This window comes from Empedobacter sp. 225-1, from assembly GCF_030328185.1.
In the GTDB taxonomy this organism is placed as follows: Bacteria; Bacteroidota; Bacteroidia; order Flavobacteriales; family Weeksellaceae; genus Empedobacter; species Empedobacter stercoris.
Window position 1 is genome coordinate 1 of record NZ_JACALO010000024.1, and the last position, 17,890, is coordinate 17,890.

Here is a 17,890-nt window from a genome sequence, read left to right on the forward strand (position 1 = left end):
TCAGAACCTTTCATAAAAAACGCCTAAAACCTATTTGGATTACCTATACTTTTTCACTTCACACTCGAAAAATTCATGCTTTTCATGTCGGTTATCGAACAATAGAGATCTTCAAAAAACTCCTTAACTCTATCATTCAAACAAAACCAACAAAGATTTATACCGATAAACTCAATACTTATCGGTTAGTTATTCCTTCTGCAATTCATTCAACCAGGTTTCGATCTACCAATCATATCGAAAGAAATCACCTTAGTTTACGTACTCATCTGAAACGATTAAACCGAAAAACCATTTGCTACACAAAAAACATGGACATACTATCCGCTATCCTAATCATTTATTTTTGGGGTTGAACTACCAAACTATTTATCCAAATAAATCAATCTTACTAAAATTTTATAACACCTTTTATGTCAAGTAAAAGATGTTTTAACGTGTTTAAAAATATCAATCTTATTTCGTAGCTATTTGCCTTCAAAAAAAGGATTGAATCCACACAACAAGCCTCTATTTATTGCACTCCCTTAATTTGCTATTCTACTAAATCGTTAAAAATTAATGAAAAAACACAACAAGTAGAGTTTAACATTCAAAACGTTTGTATTTTTGTCTTATAAAATATATCCAATATGAAGCATCAAGCAGTAGAAGGTTTTTCGAAATTATCGAAAGAAGGAAAAATTGAATGGGTTGTAAATGAATATTTGAATGGCGATGAAAAAGCAATTCAAATCATGAAACAATATTGGAATGATGATGCAGATTTACAAAAACTGCACGACGAGTTTTCAGAAAATACAGTTTCTAATTTCTATATGCCGTTTGGTTTAGCACCAAACTTTTTAATCAACGACGAATTATATGCCATTCCTATGGCTGTTGAAGAGTCGTCTGTTGTTGCTGCAGCTTCTAAGGCTGCAAAGTTTTGGCAAACACGTGGTGGTTTCAAAACAACTATTTTATCGACAACAAAGTTGGGGCACGTGCATTTTATGTACGAAGGTGATAAAGAAAAGTTGAGAAATGCTTTCGAATCGACTATCAAACTACAATTAATCGAAACTACAAATGATATTACCAAAAATATGCGTGCACGCGGTGGTGGAATTTTGGATTTAGAATTAATTGATAAAACTGCTGATCTAGCAAACTACTATCAAATAAAAGCCTCTTTCGAAACAATGGATTCGATGGGTGCCAACTTCATCAATTCATGTTTAGAGCAATTTGCAAAAACATTACGCAACGAAATCGAAGCTGATACAACTTTTACAGCTGATGAAAAAGATTCTGTTCAAATCGTGATGTGCATTTTATCAAATTATACACCCGATTGTATTGTTCGTGCAGAAGTTTCTTGTCCAGTAGAACAATTAGCAGAAGGAAATGTAACGGCAGAAGAGTTTGTGGAAAAGTTTTCGCGTGCTGTACGAATTGCAGAAATTGAACCTTATCGTGCTACTACACACAACAAAGGAATTATGAACGGTATTGATGCGGTTGTAATTGCTACGGGTAACGATTTTCGAGCAGTAGAAGCTTGTGCACATACCTATGCTGCAAAAGATGGTCAATATTCTTCGTTAACGCATTGCGAAGTAATAGATGGTATTTTCCGTTTTTGGATAGATTTACCAACTGCACTTGGTACAATTGGTGGATTGACAGCTTTACATCCATTGGTAAAATTAGCGTTAGGAATTCTTGGAAAACCAAATGCAAAAGAGTTAATGGGATTTGTTGCTGTTGCTGGTTTAGCACAAAACTTTGGTGCATTACGTTCGTTGGTTACAACAGGAATTCAGAAAGGTCACATGAAAATGCACTTGATGAATATTTTAAACCAATTGGAAGCAACAGATGAAGAAAAGAACTATTTTGTGAATTATTTTAAAGATAAAACAGTTACGCATCACAATGTTATCGATGAATTTTGCAAATTACGTGGTGTAAAAAATGTAGAAGAGATCAAAAAAGAAAAATAATTTAATAAAATACAAATGCGAATTTGGTCTGTTCATCCGAAATACCTTGATGCAAAAGGAATAGTTGCGCTTTGGCGTGAAACACTTTTGGCAAAGAATGTTTTGGTAGGCAATACAAAAGGGTATAAAAATCATCCGCAATTAAGTCGTTTCAAATCGGTAGAAAAACCTATTGAAGCGATTAATCAATATTTGGCAGAAGTTTGGGACGAAGCGACACAACGAGGTTATAATTTTGACCGAAATAAAATTGATTTTGATTTCAAAAAGATTAAAATTGAGGTTACAACAGGTCAAATGCAATATGAATTCAACCATTTATTAAAGAAGTTAGAACAAAGAGATCCTAAACAATTCAAACAATTTGAAAACCTCAAAATGGTTGATTGCGCGGAGATTTTCGAAGTAAAAGAAGGAGAAATAGAAAAATGGGAGATCATTTCTTAGAAGAATATTTTGCTAAAGCAAAAGAAAAACAACGCGAACACAAAAAATTTTTGGAGAAGTTGAAGAAGAAACCACCTAAAAACTTGGATCAAAAAATGGAAGAAATTCACGAAGATGTTTTCAATCGTATTGATTGTCTTTCTTGCGCGAATTGTTGCAAAACAACTGGTCCACTTTTTACACAAAAAGATATTGAGCGTTTAGCGCATGTTTTTCGAATCAAACCAAGTCAATTTATTGATAAATATTTGCGAATTGATGAAGACAACGACTATGTTTTGCAGCAAGTTCCTTGTCCGTTTTTGGATAGTGAAAATTATTGTTTGGTTTATGAAGATCGCCCGAAAGCTTGTCGTGAATATCCGCATACAGATCGTAAGAAATTTTACCAGATTAATCATCTTACCATAAAAAACACGCTAATTTGTCCTGCGACTTACGAAGTTGTAGAACAAATGCAGAAAGAAATAAAAGTATAAATGGAAACACCTCTAAAAATAATCGCATTTATTATGTTGATATTTCCGACAATTTATCAAGGAATTGCTGGATTTAGAACCAAAGATGCTACTGTTGTAAAAAAAATTGCTTGGCGCGCCGTTTTGATGCAAATCATGGGAACGCTTTTGGCTTATTTTATCTTCATAAAAATTGGTCAAGACAAACAAGTTGCCATTTATGTTGGCTTTATGTTTTTTACGTCGCTTGCAATTTTAGTCCTAATACAAAACATTTTGATTTACTTAAAAAATAATAGTAATAATTAAAACGTCGCTCATAGAGCGACGTTTTTTAATTTAAAATTGAGTTTCTACTCTACTTATTTCTTATAAAAAATTTACCTATTTGTTCATCATTCCACTCATCAAAACCTTTTTCATTTTTATCTAAATAATTAAATAAAAATAAGGTATCATTCCTTTTAATAAAACATTGATTAGAGTTTTCAATTTTATAAATCTGATCGCCAATTTTAGAAAATCCATATAGTTGTTTAGATGGATTAATTATTTTGTTTATTGAATCATTCATTTTAGGTTTATTCCAAACTTCATTTTCAGAAAGTTTAATACTATATTTTTTATCAGATAAATACAATGTATGATTTCTATGAGAGTTCTTATAAACTATGTAAAACTCGCTTTGATTTCTCAATATATTTTCAATTCTATTTATCTGTAAAGGATTTATATAAAATGTCTGAATAATATAAAAGAAAATAATTAGCAAAATAACTAATATCGAAAATACATAATATTTCTTCATACTATAATTCAAGCCAATAAATTAACGTATTGTTCTGCTTTTTCGGTTAGTTTAGTTTTTACTTGATCATAATTTGAATCAAAAAAACTTCGTAATCTGAACTTTGATTTTTTGGTTTGAATAGTTAGAATTTGATTGCGATTCAAGCGAAAAATATCTTCTTCTTCGTACAAATAATAAATTGCTCGATATGGAATTTCATCTTTTTTGAAAATTGTTCTGATTTCGAACGTTTCTTCTTTTAACGTAAATAAGGTCAAATTAAACGTTAAATCGTATAAAATAGACATCGATGCAAGTAAAGAAATCATGAAAACGCCAATGCGTAAAAAAGGTTCGTCTATCCAAAAATTTCCTCCAAACCAAAAAGCTTTGACAAACGTAAAGTTAACCATCATTAATAATAGAAAAATGATGACGAGAAGAAGTGTTTGCCAACTAAGTTTAGATTTTACCATCTCTGATTGGATTTGTACTAATTTACAATTTTTTTGAACAGATTTAGAAAATTTTTCTACAAATAAAAAACCTCATATAAATCTGAGGTTCATTATATTTTAAAAATGTTATGTTATAAAATTTCAATACTAAAACTATGATTGAGATATTTCTTATATTCCAAGATTTATGCCAAACTGAATCATTTTACGATTATCAAATGTGTTATCTTTAAAATAATTGTTCAAATCTTTTCTTACAAAAACATCAATCAATCCTAAACCAATTGTTATTTCAGCTCCGTAGATAAAATTATTCACATTATAATTTCCACGTTCTTTGTTGCGAACACCATCTCCTTTGTAAATATTATTCGATGATAACAACGTTCCTCCATACATATACGCTGCGATATAGTGTTTTCCTTGCGGACGATATGCAAAATCTTCGGTAATATTTTTGACTTTCGAAAAGTTGTATTTAAATCCAACCGGAACCATAAAATAAGCCGAACGCAATTTCGATTTATCTAACGATTTATCACTTTTTACCAAGCCAACATTTCCATTTTCATCACGATTAAAGCGCATATCATCGTCGATGCGATACGTTCTCCACGAAAATAACCCTCCTGCCAAAAAGTTAACAGGACTTGTTAACGATAATTGTCTTTCGTACATTAAACCTGCTGTTAAATTGCTCGAAAACTTCTCATGTTTGTTCAATTCTTCGTCTTTTTTTCCTGTAAACGCCATGTATCCAAAAGAAGCATAACCGTTAATTTGATTCGCAATTCGGTAACGTTTCGTCACATCTTGTTTCGTTTTTGGCGTAATTGGATCTTCGCCGTTCATAATCGAAAATGCAACTTGTTGTTTGATGATATCATCTAAATTGAAATTTACCTCCTGAATACGATCATTTATCGTTCCCGAATACACGCTCGCAATAGCTTCTTTCTTAGCTGTAGCCTCAGAAGCATTCAGTTTTCCTTCTGTTAATTCTTTGTCAACTGCCGCAATTTTCTTTTCCATTGCAGATTTTTCTTCCTGAACAATTTGACGAATCACTAACGTAAATTCGCTGATGCGATCTTTTACAATTGGACTGATTTTTTCGTCGTTTTTATCATTCAAATCAAATGTAAATTTTTGAGCATATAGTGATGTAGCTGATAAGCATAATAATCCTGCTACGATAAGTTTTTTTATCATAATCTTGCTAATTTAGGGATATTAATGTTTTATTTGAAGCCGATAGAAACCACGCGCGATTGGTTTGACTCCTTTAGATTTTCTTTATTTTCGATCGAATACAACAACATATTTGGATCTACAAAATTCTTCTTCTTTTTGTTCACTTTTACAGAATCTAATGTTGTGTTAGCTGCAATATTTTTCTTTGGTTGAGCTTCTGATTTTAAATCTTCTTTCTTCTCTACAATAGCTTCTTTCTTCGTTGGAAAAGCCATTTCAACTTGTTGAGATTCTTCGTTTATTGCCACTTGAACTTTACCATGTTGAATTGGTTTCTTCTCTTCTTGTGTCTGAATTTCAACTTCTTTTTTAGAGGAATCAATCTTTTCATTATTCGCTAAAATCGATTCTGAAGAATGAACTGTATTAGAATCTGATTGAATTTCTTGCGGATTATTTTGTTCCTGATGATTTACAAATTCTTTTGGTCGATCATCTTTCGATTGATTCGAGAATAAATAAATTGATGTAGAAACCGTAAATAACGCCACAACCGCAGCAGACAACCACCATTTAAAATTTGATTTTTGTGGTGATGGAGCGACATCCATACGAGCTTGAATTCTGTCCCACGCATCATGAGAAGGATTCAATTCACGATTTTCTAAATCGTCTTTTATATAGTTTGATATTTTATCGTTGTTTTTCATTTGTCATTTTCTTTTTACTTAGAACAATTTCTTTCAGTTTTGCCTTTGCTCGAAACAATTGCGTTTTGCTGGTCGACACCGAAATATTCAGCATTTCTGAAATTTCTTGATGCGAATAATCTTCGAGAATATGAAGATTAAACACCAATCGATAAGGTTCTGAAAGTTGATCTAACACCTCTTGCACATTAAAATTTAACCACGTTTCTTCTACTTCTTCATCTGCTTCATCATAATTAGAAACTCTTACATCATCAACATAAATCAATGTTTTATTTGCACGTAAAAAAGTTAAACATTCGTTGACCATGATTCGACGCATCCAACCTTCGAAACTTCCTTTATTTTGAAATTTCTCGATATGATTAAAGACTTTACAAAAACCATTAATCATACAATCTTCTGCATAATGCATGTCTTCGATATAGCTTCTACAAACGCTCAGCATCTTTTTGGAGCTTTGTTCGTAGAGTTCTTTTTGCGCCAAAGCATCGTTCTTTTTTAGTCGATCGACTAAAATTTCTTCTTTACTTTTTCGATTTAGTACAAATAATTTCACGTGTGTTAATTGCTTTCTTACTTAATAGACTCAAGGTTTGTAAAAAGGTTACAGAAAATTAAACATTTTTTTTGAAATGATTTGATATAGAACGAAAAAAGCTCGCAATTAGCGAGCTTTTTAATCATATTTATCTAAAATAAATTTATTTCTGAAACGAATCTTTATTCAATTCGTATAATATTTTAAGACCTTTTATTGTGTGTAAACGATCATCAATATCAATTTTATCTGTCAACGATTTGTAAACGCCACCAACTCCTCCTGTCGAAATCACATAACATTGTTCTCCTTCTTCGGCATTGATACGATCAATCATTCCTTCAACCATACTCAAAAAACCATAAACCATTCCTGATTGCATGCAAGATTCTGTATCAGATCCTAAAACAGTTTTAGGCGCTTTCAGTTCTACTGTTGGTAATTGAGCCGTTTCTCCTACCAATGAATTTAAGGCAGTTATAATTCCAGGAGCAATCACTACTCCACCGACATTTGCCGATTCGTCAATCCCTAAAAAAGTTAACGCTGTACCAAAATCAATCACGATTTTCTTGCCTTTGTAGTCTTGATAATGTGCTGCCACTGCATTCGCATACAAATCTGTTCCCATTTGGTTTGACTTATGCTTGATTGCTGATGGCGTATTACGATCCACAACCATTGGTTTGAACTTGTGAATTTTTTGTAAAGCAATCTTAACACTTGCTGTAAGTGGTGGCACAACCGAACCAATCACAATATCTGTAATATCATATTTCTCAATTCCGAAAGGTTCGTACATGTTCGAGAATTTTGCAAAAAATTCGTATTCGGTACGATAAGGTTTTGAATTGATTGTCCATGTAATAATCTCCGTTTCACTTTTGAAAACCGCGAAACGAAGATTAGTATTTCCAATATTTACTGCTAATAACATTATTTTGTAAATACGTTATTTTTATCATTTACATCTGCCAAACGTTTTGTTGGATCGATGGTAACTTGTTTAACTTCTTTTGAAACTTTAACGTCATATGTTGGTTTTGTCCAGAACCAATCTTCTAAAATCGTTCTTTTAGCACCTTGATATTCCACTAAATTTTCTGCTGGTTTTTCTCCACGCATTTCACGTAAAGGAATGTAAAATAATTCTTTCGAACCATCTGTATATTCAACCAATAAATCTATCGGCATTGCAAAATCTGATTTATTTGCAATTGTGATTGTATTTCCGTTTACAGCTTCTACAGCGTAATCAATTTTGCGTGTTGTATTGATAAATAAGTTGAAGTACCATTTTAAATTAATTCCAGAAACTTCTTCTGCAACACGTTTGAAATCGTTAGCGGTTGGATGTTTAAATTTCCATTGGTTATAGAATTCTAAAAATGTTTTGTCTAAATTATCTTGCCCAATAATATATCCTAACTGAATTGCTAAAACTTGACCTTTATAATATGCTTCTAATGAATACGCATAGTTTGTGTTGTAGTAATCTGCTAATAAACTTGCAGGTTCTTCTTTCCCTGATAATGCTAAATTGATGTAACCTTTTGATGCATCTAAATTAGGATTTGATGGTAAAGTTGCTTGCTTTCCGAATACTTGTAAAGAAGCTAAATTTTCGATGTAAGATGTGAAACCTTCATCAAACCATTCGTCAACCGTTTCGTTGATTCCAAATAAATGTTGGTACCAAGAATGCGCTGCCTCGTGGTAAATAACTCCTACCAAAGAAGCTAAATTTCTTTCTCCTGTAATCAACGTTGCAGTTCCGTATTCCATACCACCATCACCACCTTGTACTACTGTATATGTTGGCCAAGGATATGCTCCGAATTTTTCTCCAGCATAATCAAAAAAACCAGTTGTGTAAGGCATTGCCTCTTTCCAAACTTTTGTAGTTTTTTCGCCTGGTTTGTACACGAAATATACTTTTACACCTCCTTTAGATGTAGCCTCATCTACAACAAATTTTTTGTCTGCAGCCCAAGCAAAATCGTGAATATTTGTTGCTTTAAAATTCCAAGAAGCACGTCCGTTTTTCTCTACAATTTTTGCATTTTTATCATAACCTTTTACTTCTTTCGGGTTTTGTAACACTCCAGATGAACCAATTACATAGTCTTTTCCAATATTGATTGTTACATCAAAATCACCAAAAGGCGCAATAAATTCGCGTCCAACATATTCGTCTAAATGCCATCCGAAATCATCAAATTGAGCCATTTTAGGGTACCATTGAGTCATCGAATACGCTACACCTTCTTTCGAATTACGTCCAGAGCGACGAATTTGCTCAGGAACTTGTGCTTCCCAAACCATATCAAATGTTGTTGATTCTCCAGCTTTAATTGGCGTTGCTAATGTTACTTCTAAGATTGTTCCATCAACTTTATACGAAGTAGCTTTACCATTTTGAGTTAACGAAATAATTTTTTGGTAACCCATATTGTCTTTCCCTAAAGTTGCGATACGCGATTCTAATTTAGGATTTTCTTTTGTTCCGATATTATTTACCATTCGCTTGTCTGGATCTGCAATATTTGCTAAACGATAATCCATCATCGATTTAGGTTGGAAGGCATTAAAATATAAATGAAAGTACACCTTGTTCAAGCTTTGACCTGAGTTGTTTGTGTATTTCAATTTCATTTTCCCATCGTATTGATACAAATCGTCTTTGATATCAATCGTCATTTTATAATCTACCTTTTGTTGCCAATATCCTTTGCGCTGAGCGAAAACAAATTGCACCAAACATAAGCAGATTAATAATGTAAATTTTCTCATTCTAACAGTATTATTAAACTTCAACTTCAAAAATACAAAAAAGCTTGAAACAAGTCGGTTTTGTTTCAAGCTTTTGCTTACTTTAAACAATCAAACTCTACTCTTATCAAGTCTAATAATTCTTTTAGAGATATTAATTCATTGTTTTAAACAAAAAAGCTCGTTTCAAATAACTTGAAACGAGCTTTTTAAAATAATAAATAATAAAAAACTATATAATAATCATTTCACAATTACCACATTGGTGTTTGTAAAAATGACGATAATATTCCTGGAAAAATTCCCATTACAATCAAGATAACCATTCCGATTACTAAAAGGAAATTTGTTAAGCCATCTTGTGTTTTTAATTTATTTTTCCCTTTTTTGAAATACATATAGTTGATGATTTTGAAGTAATAATACATACTCAAAACTGCCATAACTAATGCTATTACAATCAAAAATAAATTTTTCTCATTTGTTCCACCAATACTCAACGCCATGAATTTCGCAAAGAAACCTCCTGTTAACGGAATACCTGCTAATGAAATCAATGAAATTGTCATTGCTGCAGCCAAAACTGGATTTGCTTTTCCTAAACCAATGAAACTTTCAAAATTTGGATTTTTGAATTGATCAATTGTATAGAAAATAATAAAATTCGCAATTGTATAAGCAATTGTATAGAACATCAATGCTTCTTTTGAAGCTGAGTTGATATTAAATAAAACAAATAGCATGAAACCTGCTTGCGCGATTGATGAATAAGCCATCAAACGTTTGACAGATTTTTGAGAAACTGCTCCAAAATTCCCGATAAACAACGTCAAAATAATGATTGACGCTAATAATAAACGGTAATACTCGGCATATTCTACATGTATTGGGAAAGATTTTAAGACTAAAATAAATCCTAAAAATGATCCTCCTTTGATAATTGTCGACATAAATGATGTGAACACTGTTGGTGTTCCATCGTAAACATCTGGTGTCCATGCATGGAAAGGTGCGGCAGAAACTTTGAAACAAAATGCGAAGATGATTAAACACCATCCAGCGTAATAAATAGTTTCGAAATCTTTGTTATAGTTCACCAATTGGTCAACCATAAAAGTTCCTGTTGCGCCATACAAAAATGTAACCCCCAGCATCAAAATCCCTGTTGAGAAAGCTCCCATCAAGAAGTATTTTACAGATGCTTCTGTACTTTTTATACTTTCCTTATTGACACCTGCAAGAATGTACATCGGAATTGACATTAATTCGATTCCTAAGAACATAATGACCAAGTTGTGGAATTGTGCTAAAACGGCGATTCCTGTAAAAGAGAAGAAAATCAAGGCATAATATTCTGCTACATGCTTTCCTACTTTCTCAAACGAATCTTTGTTCAACAATAAGTAAAAAATTGCCAGTCCAGCCAATGCGATAAAGAAGGAAACGCCATAAAGCGATTGTCCAATCATATTATCGAATTTTCCTGCGAACATTGAGCAACCTTTCAAATCGAAAATTCCTCCTACAATCATTCCGAAAAACAGAACAACCGAAAGAATATTTAAGGCACGATTATTCTTGATGTAGAATCCACTAAACATCAAAATAATACCTGAAAGTGCTGATAAAATAATCGTATTCATATCTATTTATTCAAAAATGATTAATGTGCTAATAAATTAAAAATTGGTGTTGGATAAACGCCTAAAATGATTATCAAGATTGCGATTACAGAAATAACTGCAATTGGTCCAAAATCTCTTTTTTGAGCATCTCTGTGTTTGATGTTTTTTACTTCTCCAAACAATAATGCACTTGATAATCTCAACGTGTAAACGGCAGATAAAATAACACCTAAACATGCAACCACGCATAAAACTGGATTATGTGTAAATAATGCTGAAAGCATCATAAATTCTCCGATAAATGCACTTGTTAATGGTAAAGCAATATTTGCTAAACCAAAAATCATAAACAAGATTGACAATGAAGGATCAACTTTTGCTAAACCACCTATCGATTTAATGTCTGTCAACTCATATTTTCTTTCCATTACATCTACACATAACCATAATCCAAGAACAACTAAACCATGCGAAAACATTTGGAAATAAGCACCTGTTACACCATTTGCTAATTCTGAAAATAACGATACAAAAATTAAAGCCAAATGCGCAATCGAACTATACGCAATAATTTTCTTTACATTTTTTGTGCTCAAAGCGATTAACGAAGCGTAAACTAATCCGAAAATTGCGACGTACATAATGTATTCGAATAATTCAGAAATCGTTGGAAACATTCCTAAATACCAAGTTACCACAGCAAATAATCCCATTTTTGCCATCAAAGCAGAAAGAACAACTGTTAATGGAGTTGGCGATGTTTTGTAAATCGTTGGTTGCCATGTATGAAATGGAAAGATTGGAATTTTAATTACAAAAGCGATTAAGAATAACAATGCTAACGCGGTGTTTGTTGAATATTGTGGTCCTGTTACTTGTACGATATCCGTTAATAAAAACGAAGTTGGTTGTAAGAAAAATCCGATGTAAATAATTCCAGCTAACATAAACATCGATCCTAAAATCGTGTATAAGAAAAATGTCATATTTGCGCGAATTTTGTCTTTTCCAATTCCGAATAATCCAATTAAGAAATAGACTGGAATCAAAACAACTTCCCAGAAGAAATAGAATAAAATTAAATCTTCTGCTAAGAAAACTCCATTTAAACCAGCTAAAGTGATTAGCAATAATCCGTAGAATGTATTGCTATATTTTTGTTTTGTTGTTGCCAAATAAACAAAAAGAGCGAAGTAAGTAAGGTTCGTTAATAAAATCATTAAACCTCCTAAACCTTGAGCATTTAACGCAAAATAAGTTTTAACGCTGTTGAAATTGAACCATTGTGTTTGGTATGTTAACTCGTTTGTTCCTCCTTGACAACTGATAAACAAGTATAACGCTAACAATGCTCCGCCAACGAATGCTCCTAACCATCTTTGTGGTTTTTGTCCTTGCATTAATAGCATAAAAACTCCTACTATTAATGGTAATATGATAAATAAAGATAAAAGCATTACTAACCTATTTTGAAATTAAATATCCCATAAAAAAGATAGCTATACCTGCAACGATTCCGAAAACCATCAACAAAATATAGAATCCTACATTTCCGTTTTGTAGCTGACGTACATTTTTTGATGCGCGACCAGAAACAGTTCCAACTCCTAAAACAAAAGCTGCAATACCTGCTTTTTCTACATATTTTTTCAAGACATCGCCTAACTCAAACAATGGCTTTACAATTGCATTGTCGTATAATTCGTCGATGTACCATTTATCTTCAAAGAATTTTGCAATTCCTGTCGCTTCTCCATCTACATAATTGGTGTATTTCTTAATTGCAAAATAAATTGCTCCAAGTACACAAATTAATAAAGCGCCCATCATCATCCATTCTGTTGCATGAGAAACAGGATGTACTTCTCCGATAGAAACAACTCCACCTAAGAAAGTTTGCAACTTATGTCCATCTTGCATAAATAAAGCTGGAATTCCAATATAACCTGCAATAACAGAAAGAACTGCTAAAATGATTAATGGAATTGTCATTGCTGCTGGGCTTTCGTGCGGATGAGCATCTTTGCTTCGTAAATCGCCTAAGAAAGTCATGGCATATAAACGGAACATATAGAATGTTGTCATTACTGAAACAATAAAACCAATTCCGTAAACAACTGGGTTAGATACAAACATTCCTAATAACATTTCATCTTTCGAGAAGAAACCTGATAAACCAGGAATACCTGCGATTGCCAAACATCCGATCAAGAAAGTGATATGAGTAATTTTCATGTATTTTTTCAACCCTCCCATTTTACGCATATCCTGTTCGTGGTGCATTCCGTGAATCACAGAACCTGCTCCTAAGAATAATAAAGCCTTAAAGAAAGCGTGTGTCATCACATGGAAAACCGCTGCGATATATGCTCCAGAACCAATTGCTGCAAACATTAATCCTAACTGAGAAACTGTAGAATAAGCCAATACTTTTTTGATATCATTTTGACGCATTGCAATAGTTGCTGTAACAAATGCGGTTGCAATTCCTATGTACTGAATAATTTCTAAAGTCAATGGCGCTGCAGTAAACAATTCATTACAACGTGTGATCATAAAAATACCAGCCGTAACCATTGTTGCAGCGTGAATAAGTGCTGAAACTGGCGTTGGTCCTGCCATTGCGTCTGGTAACCAAGTAAACAGTGGTAATTGAGCCGATTTTCCTGTTGCTGCTAAGAATAACAATAACGTAATTCCTGTCAATACAAAACCTGTAAATGCTCCTAGCTGAATTGTTAATTGGCTAAATACTTTTACATATTCTAACGTTCCAAATTCTTTGAAAATCCAAAACATTGCCAATAAGAATCCAACATCTCCGATACGGTTCATGATGAAAGCTTTCTTCGCTGCTTTGATGTATTCTGGATTTGTAAACCAAAAACCAATTAATAAGAATGAACATAATCCTACTCCTTCCCAACCAATAAACATCATTACAAAGTTGTTTCCCATTACAAGAATCAACATGAAGAAGATGAATAAATTTAGGTAAGAAAAGAATTTTGCAAATCCTTTGTCTTCGCTCATATAAGCTGAACTATACACATGAATTAAAAATCCAACTCCTGTAATAATTAACAAAAACAAACTCGTTAATGCATCTATTTGAAATGCAAACGGAACTTGTAAAGTTGGAATATTGATAATATCAAATGCCTTAAAAATTAATGGTTGCGCATCTGTTCCTGAAGGAACGGCGATGAACACCATGATTGATAAAATGAAACTTGCCAAAACTGCGCCACTTCCAATGAAAGTCACTAAGCTGTTAGAAAGTACATTTCGTCCTAAACCGTTAATCAAAAATCCGATGAATGGAATCAAAGGAATTAACCATATATACTGCTCCATTCTTAACCTTTTAAACGATTTAACACATTAATATCTACCGAGTATACTTTGCGGAACAATAAGATCATCACCGATAATCCTACAGCAACCTCAGCTGCAGCTACAACCATAATAAAGAATACTAAAAGTTGTGCATCTGTTCCTTTTTCTAATGCTGGATTTGCGTGATAGTGCATTTTTGAGAACGCGACTAACAACAAATTCACAGAATTTAACATCAATTCTATACACATAAAAATGACAATCGCGTTGCGACGTAGCATTACACCTGTCATTCCTATTCCAAATAGGATTAATGATAAAGTAATATAATAACTGATTGGTAACATCTTTTACTTTTTATATTTAATCCAATAATTCTTCGTCTTTCTTTGATAACATCACTGCTCCAATCATTGCTGAAATAAACAAAATACTGCTCAACTCAAACGGTAAAACATATTCTGAATACAACAATGAACCTAAGTTATGAATCAATCCTAAATCTCCTGTTCCTAATTCGACAGCTGTTTTTCCTGCTTCTTGATTTTGAGCAAAAATTCCAATTGTCAAAGCAACAAATAACAAGGAGATTAAACTCGCAGCTACTATTTTTGCTGGTCGACCAAAAGATTTTTTCTCACTATTCAAGTTCATTAACATGACCACGAATAAGAACAATACCATAATTGCTCCGGCATAGACAATTACATTTACAACTGCTAAAAACTGAGCGTTTAACAATACATAATGTCCACTGATGCAGAAGAATGTTACGATTAGATATAAAATGGAATGAACAGGATTTTTACTGAACACCATTAGTAGCGCACTTAACACCGTTAAGCTTGACAATACGTAGAATAAAATAATAGGTAATTCCATTAGTTTGTAGCTTTTTTCGGGATTAATAAATCTTCTTTAGAATAGATGAAGTTTTGACGTTTGAAACTTGCTGGTGGGACAGTTTGCGATAAATAAACGGCATCTTTTGGACAAGCTTCTTCACAAAATCCACAGAAAATACAACGTAACATGTTGATTTCATATTTCGCTGCGTATTTTTCTTCGCGGTAAAGATGCTCTTCCCCAGGAAGTCTTTCTGCTGCTTCCATTGTAATCGCTTCTGCTGGACAAGCTAAGGCACAAAGCCCACAAGCCGTACAATTTTCACGATCTTCTTCGTCTCTATTCAAAACGTGTAATCCTCTAAATACAGGACTAAACGGTCTTTGTTTTTCTGGATAACTAATTGTTGCTTTCTTCGAAAAGAAGTGCTTCAATGTAATCATCAACCCTTTTGCGATAGAAATCAAATAGATACTTTCCCAAAAAGTAAGGGGTTTACGTTCTACTTGTTTTACTCTATTTGTAATTGGTTTCATACTTTTAATGATTTTGATGATTCTACTTGTTTAATAATAAAATCACTAAGCCTGTAATTAACATATTGATTAATGCTAAAGGCAATAATTTTTTCCAACCTAAATCCATTAATTGGTCATATCTGAAACGAGGAATTGTCCAACGCACCCACATATAGAAGAAGATGAAGAAACAAGCTTTACCGAATAATGAAAGAAAATTAAGAATTGCCGTTCCATTCACTCCGATAGAGTTTACTAATGTTGCATCGTCTACAAATGGGATATCGTATCCACCAAAATAGATGGTAGAAATTACCACAGAACTGATAAACATGTTGATGTATTCTGCAAATAAGAAGAATCCCATCTTCATCGAAGAATATTCTGAGTGATAACCTCCAATTAATTCATTTTCTGCTTCTGGTAAATCGAACGGAGTACGGTTAGTTTCTGCAAACGAACACACCAAGAAAATGATAAATCCTAATGGTTGTAATAAGATAAACCATGCATGTTCTTGTTGATAATGTACAATATCACTCAATTTTAGAGAACCTGTCATCATCAAAATTGTGATTAACACAATTCCCATTGGTAATTCGTACGAAATAATCTGCGAAGCTGCACGCAAACCTCCCATTAAAGAGTATTTGTTGTTCGATGCCCAAGCACCAATCATAATTCCATAAACACCTAAACTTAACACACCTAAAATGTATAAAAACCCGATGTTAACATCTGCAATTTGAGGAACAACTACACGATCTCCAATCTCGAAAGCTGTCGACCATGGAATAACTGCACCTGTCATACAAGCTACAATCATTGCCAAAGATGGACCTAAGATGAATAAAAATTTATTCGAATCTTTTGGTGTAATTTCCTCTTTTGAGAATAATTTTAAACCATCGGCAAGTGGTTGTAATAAACCAAAAATACCTGCACGGTTTGGTCCGATACGATCTTGTAAGAATGCTGCAACTTTACGCTCAGCCCAAGTAGAGTACATGGCAACAACTAATGCAAAACCAATCATTACGCCTACTAAAGCTAACTTTTCTAATGCATCAGCAATAAATTCTTCTGTCATTTTTGTTAATTTTATTTACGAATGATTAATCTTTAAAATCTTTACTTGTTGCTGGTCCATCAATTTTAGATAAATCACGATTTGGTTCATTTACTTCTGAAACCGAGTGAATATCTAATAAAATCTTTGGATCGCGTTTGATTACTTTCGGAAGTGTTTCTTTTGGCTCCACTTTATTCTCAAAGTAATGACCTTGACGAACAACAGAATCTTTAGAAATTTCTGATGGTTTTTCTAACGTCCAATCGTTGATATCTTTTTTATCGAAACGACATGTGTTACAAATCCAATCTTTTACTTCGTTAAATTCATCTTTGCGAGCTGTTACACGGAAAACTTCGTTTCCACGGAACCACACTTGTGCTTTACCAGAACAAGTCGGACAATCGCGATGTGCATCAACTGGTTTCAAGAACCAAACACGATTTTTGAAACGGAACGTTTTATCTGTTAGAGCTCCAACTGGACAAACATCAATAATATTTCCGATGAATTCGTTATCTAAACTTTTGTTGATATGAGTTGAAATTTCTGCGTGATCTCCACGATTCATTACACCATGCTCACGACAACCTGTGATTTGATCCGCAGTTTTTACACAACGATAACATAAAATGCATCGGTTCATGTTCAACTGAATATTTGGACCTAAATCTTCTTTTGGGAATGTACGACGATCAAATTCGTAACGTGTTGCTTCTGCTCCGTGCTCGTAACTTAAATCTTGTAATTTACATTCTCCTGCTTGATCACATACTGGACAATCTAAAGGGTGATTGATTAATAATAATTCAACAATTCCTTTACGTGCCTCAACAGTACGTTCAGACGTTTTATTGCCTACAACCATTCCGTCCATTACCGTTGTACGACAAGATGGAACCAATTTTGGCATTGGACGAGGATCTGCTTCACTCCCTTTTGATACTTCTACCAAACATGTTCTACAGTTTCCTCCTGTGTTTTCTAATTTACCGTAGTAACACATCGCTGGAGGTGCTACTTCTTTACCTATCATACGAGCGGCTTGAAGGATCGTTGTTCCCGCAGGTACTTCAATCGTTTCGTTATCGATGGTAACTTTAAATAATGGTGTTTCTTCTGCCATCTTCGT

General features: G+C 33.2%; 20 protein-coding genes. 5 read left to right on the forward strand and 15 right to left on the reverse strand.

The window, feature by feature from the left end:
* The first annotated feature begins 38 nt into the window (after positions 1-38).
* The 5 genes from HX088_RS13935 (at position 39) to HX088_RS08355 (ending at position 3,202) form a co-directional block, all read left to right on the forward strand.
* Complete coding sequence (locus HX088_RS13935; protein WP_353619298.1) at positions 39-356, forward strand: IS1 family transposase; 318 nt, start codon at positions 39-41, stop codon at positions 354-356.
* Positions 357-632: 276 nt separating this feature from the next.
* Positions 633-1,988: a hydroxymethylglutaryl-CoA reductase gene (locus HX088_RS08340; protein ID WP_260541444.1), complete on the forward strand. Its 1,356-nt coding sequence runs from the start codon at positions 633-635 to the stop codon at positions 1,986-1,988.
* 15 nt (positions 1,989-2,003) lie between these two features.
* Entirely contained in the window at positions 2,004-2,435 is a 432-nt protein-coding gene (locus HX088_RS08345) for a pyrimidine dimer DNA glycosylase/endonuclease V (protein WP_260541445.1), read from the forward strand.
* Positions 2,417-2,914 carry a YkgJ family cysteine cluster protein gene (locus tag HX088_RS08350; RefSeq protein ID WP_171623750.1) on the forward strand — a complete coding sequence of 166 codons (498 nt, stop codon included), beginning with the start codon at positions 2,417-2,419 and terminating at the stop codon, positions 2,912-2,914. Before HX088_RS08345 ends, HX088_RS08350 begins: the two co-directional genes overlap by 19 nt.
* On the forward strand, positions 2,915-3,202 hold the full coding sequence (locus HX088_RS08355; protein ID WP_125348911.1) for a hypothetical protein: 288 nt from the start codon (positions 2,915-2,917) through the stop codon (positions 3,200-3,202).
* 49 nt (positions 3,203-3,251) lie between these two features.
* Here HX088_RS08355 and HX088_RS08360 read toward each other — a convergent pair whose 3' ends face one another.
* The 15 genes from HX088_RS08360 to HX088_RS08430 form a co-directional block, all read right to left on the reverse strand.
* Positions 3,252-3,701, reverse strand: coding sequence for a hypothetical protein (locus HX088_RS08360; RefSeq protein ID WP_260541446.1), 450 nt, complete (start codon positions 3,699-3,701; stop codon positions 3,252-3,254).
* An 8-nt stretch (positions 3,702-3,709) separates the two neighbouring features.
* A complete protein-coding gene (locus HX088_RS08365; protein ID WP_147280029.1) occupies positions 3,710-4,159 on the reverse strand; it encodes a hypothetical protein in 450 nt (149 codons plus the stop codon).
* A gap of 153 nt (positions 4,160-4,312) precedes the next feature.
* Complete coding sequence (locus HX088_RS08370) at positions 4,313-5,353, reverse strand: PorT family protein (protein ID WP_260541447.1); 1,041 nt, start codon at positions 5,351-5,353, stop codon at positions 4,313-4,315.
* 29 nt (positions 5,354-5,382) lie between these two features.
* A complete protein-coding gene (locus HX088_RS08375; RefSeq protein ID WP_260541449.1) occupies positions 5,383-6,045 on the reverse strand; it encodes a hypothetical protein in 663 nt (220 codons plus the stop codon).
* Positions 6,029-6,604, reverse strand: a complete 576-nt coding sequence (locus HX088_RS08380) for an RNA polymerase sigma factor (RefSeq protein ID WP_115002302.1) — start codon at positions 6,602-6,604, stop codon at positions 6,029-6,031. Before HX088_RS08380 ends, HX088_RS08375 begins: the two co-directional genes overlap by 17 nt.
* Before the next feature lie 145 nt (positions 6,605-6,749).
* Entirely contained in the window at positions 6,750-7,523 is a 774-nt protein-coding gene (locus HX088_RS08385; RefSeq protein ID WP_260541450.1) for a type III pantothenate kinase, read from the reverse strand.
* Entirely contained in the window at positions 7,523-9,379 is a 1,857-nt protein-coding gene (locus HX088_RS08390; RefSeq protein ID WP_260541451.1) for a M1 family metallopeptidase, read from the reverse strand. Before HX088_RS08390 ends, HX088_RS08385 begins: the two co-directional genes overlap by 1 nt.
* A gap of 233 nt (positions 9,380-9,612) precedes the next feature.
* Entirely contained in the window at positions 9,613-11,001 is a 1,389-nt protein-coding gene (locus tag HX088_RS08395) for an NADH-quinone oxidoreductase subunit N (protein ID WP_171623758.1), read from the reverse strand.
* Between the two features lie 20 nt (positions 11,002-11,021).
* Positions 11,022-12,440 (reverse strand): complex I subunit 4 family protein, encoded by a 1,419-nt coding sequence (locus HX088_RS08400; protein WP_188319506.1) that lies wholly within the window; start codon positions 12,438-12,440, stop codon positions 11,022-11,024.
* A gap of 7 nt (positions 12,441-12,447) precedes the next feature.
* A complete protein-coding gene (gene nuoL, locus HX088_RS08405; RefSeq protein WP_286483923.1) occupies positions 12,448-14,340 on the reverse strand; it encodes an NADH-quinone oxidoreductase subunit L in 1,893 nt (630 codons plus the stop codon).
* Between the two features lie 2 nt (positions 14,341-14,342).
* On the reverse strand, positions 14,343-14,669 hold the full coding sequence (nuoK, locus tag HX088_RS08410; RefSeq protein ID WP_171623761.1) for an NADH-quinone oxidoreductase subunit NuoK: 327 nt from the start codon (positions 14,667-14,669) through the stop codon (positions 14,343-14,345).
* 16 nt (positions 14,670-14,685) lie between these two features.
* On the reverse strand, positions 14,686-15,204 hold the full coding sequence (locus tag HX088_RS08415) for an NADH-quinone oxidoreductase subunit J family protein (RefSeq protein WP_171623762.1): 519 nt from the start codon (positions 15,202-15,204) through the stop codon (positions 14,686-14,688).
* Entirely contained in the window at positions 15,204-15,704 is a 501-nt protein-coding gene (nuoI, locus tag HX088_RS08420; protein ID WP_260541454.1) for an NADH-quinone oxidoreductase subunit NuoI, read from the reverse strand. The genes HX088_RS08415 and nuoI overlap by 1 nt, the downstream gene beginning before the upstream one ends.
* A gap of 22 nt (positions 15,705-15,726) precedes the next feature.
* Positions 15,727-16,776 carry an NADH-quinone oxidoreductase subunit NuoH gene (nuoH, locus tag HX088_RS08425; protein WP_019974862.1) on the reverse strand — a complete coding sequence of 350 codons (1,050 nt, stop codon included), beginning with the start codon at positions 16,774-16,776 and terminating at the stop codon, positions 15,727-15,729.
* A 25-nt stretch (positions 16,777-16,801) separates the two neighbouring features.
* The gene (locus HX088_RS08430) at positions 16,802-17,884 is read right to left on the reverse strand and encodes an NADH-quinone oxidoreductase subunit G (RefSeq protein WP_038333449.1); all 1,083 of its coding nucleotides are present in this window, start codon (positions 17,882-17,884) and stop codon (positions 16,802-16,804) included.
* Between the last annotated feature and the right edge of the window lie 6 nt (positions 17,885-17,890).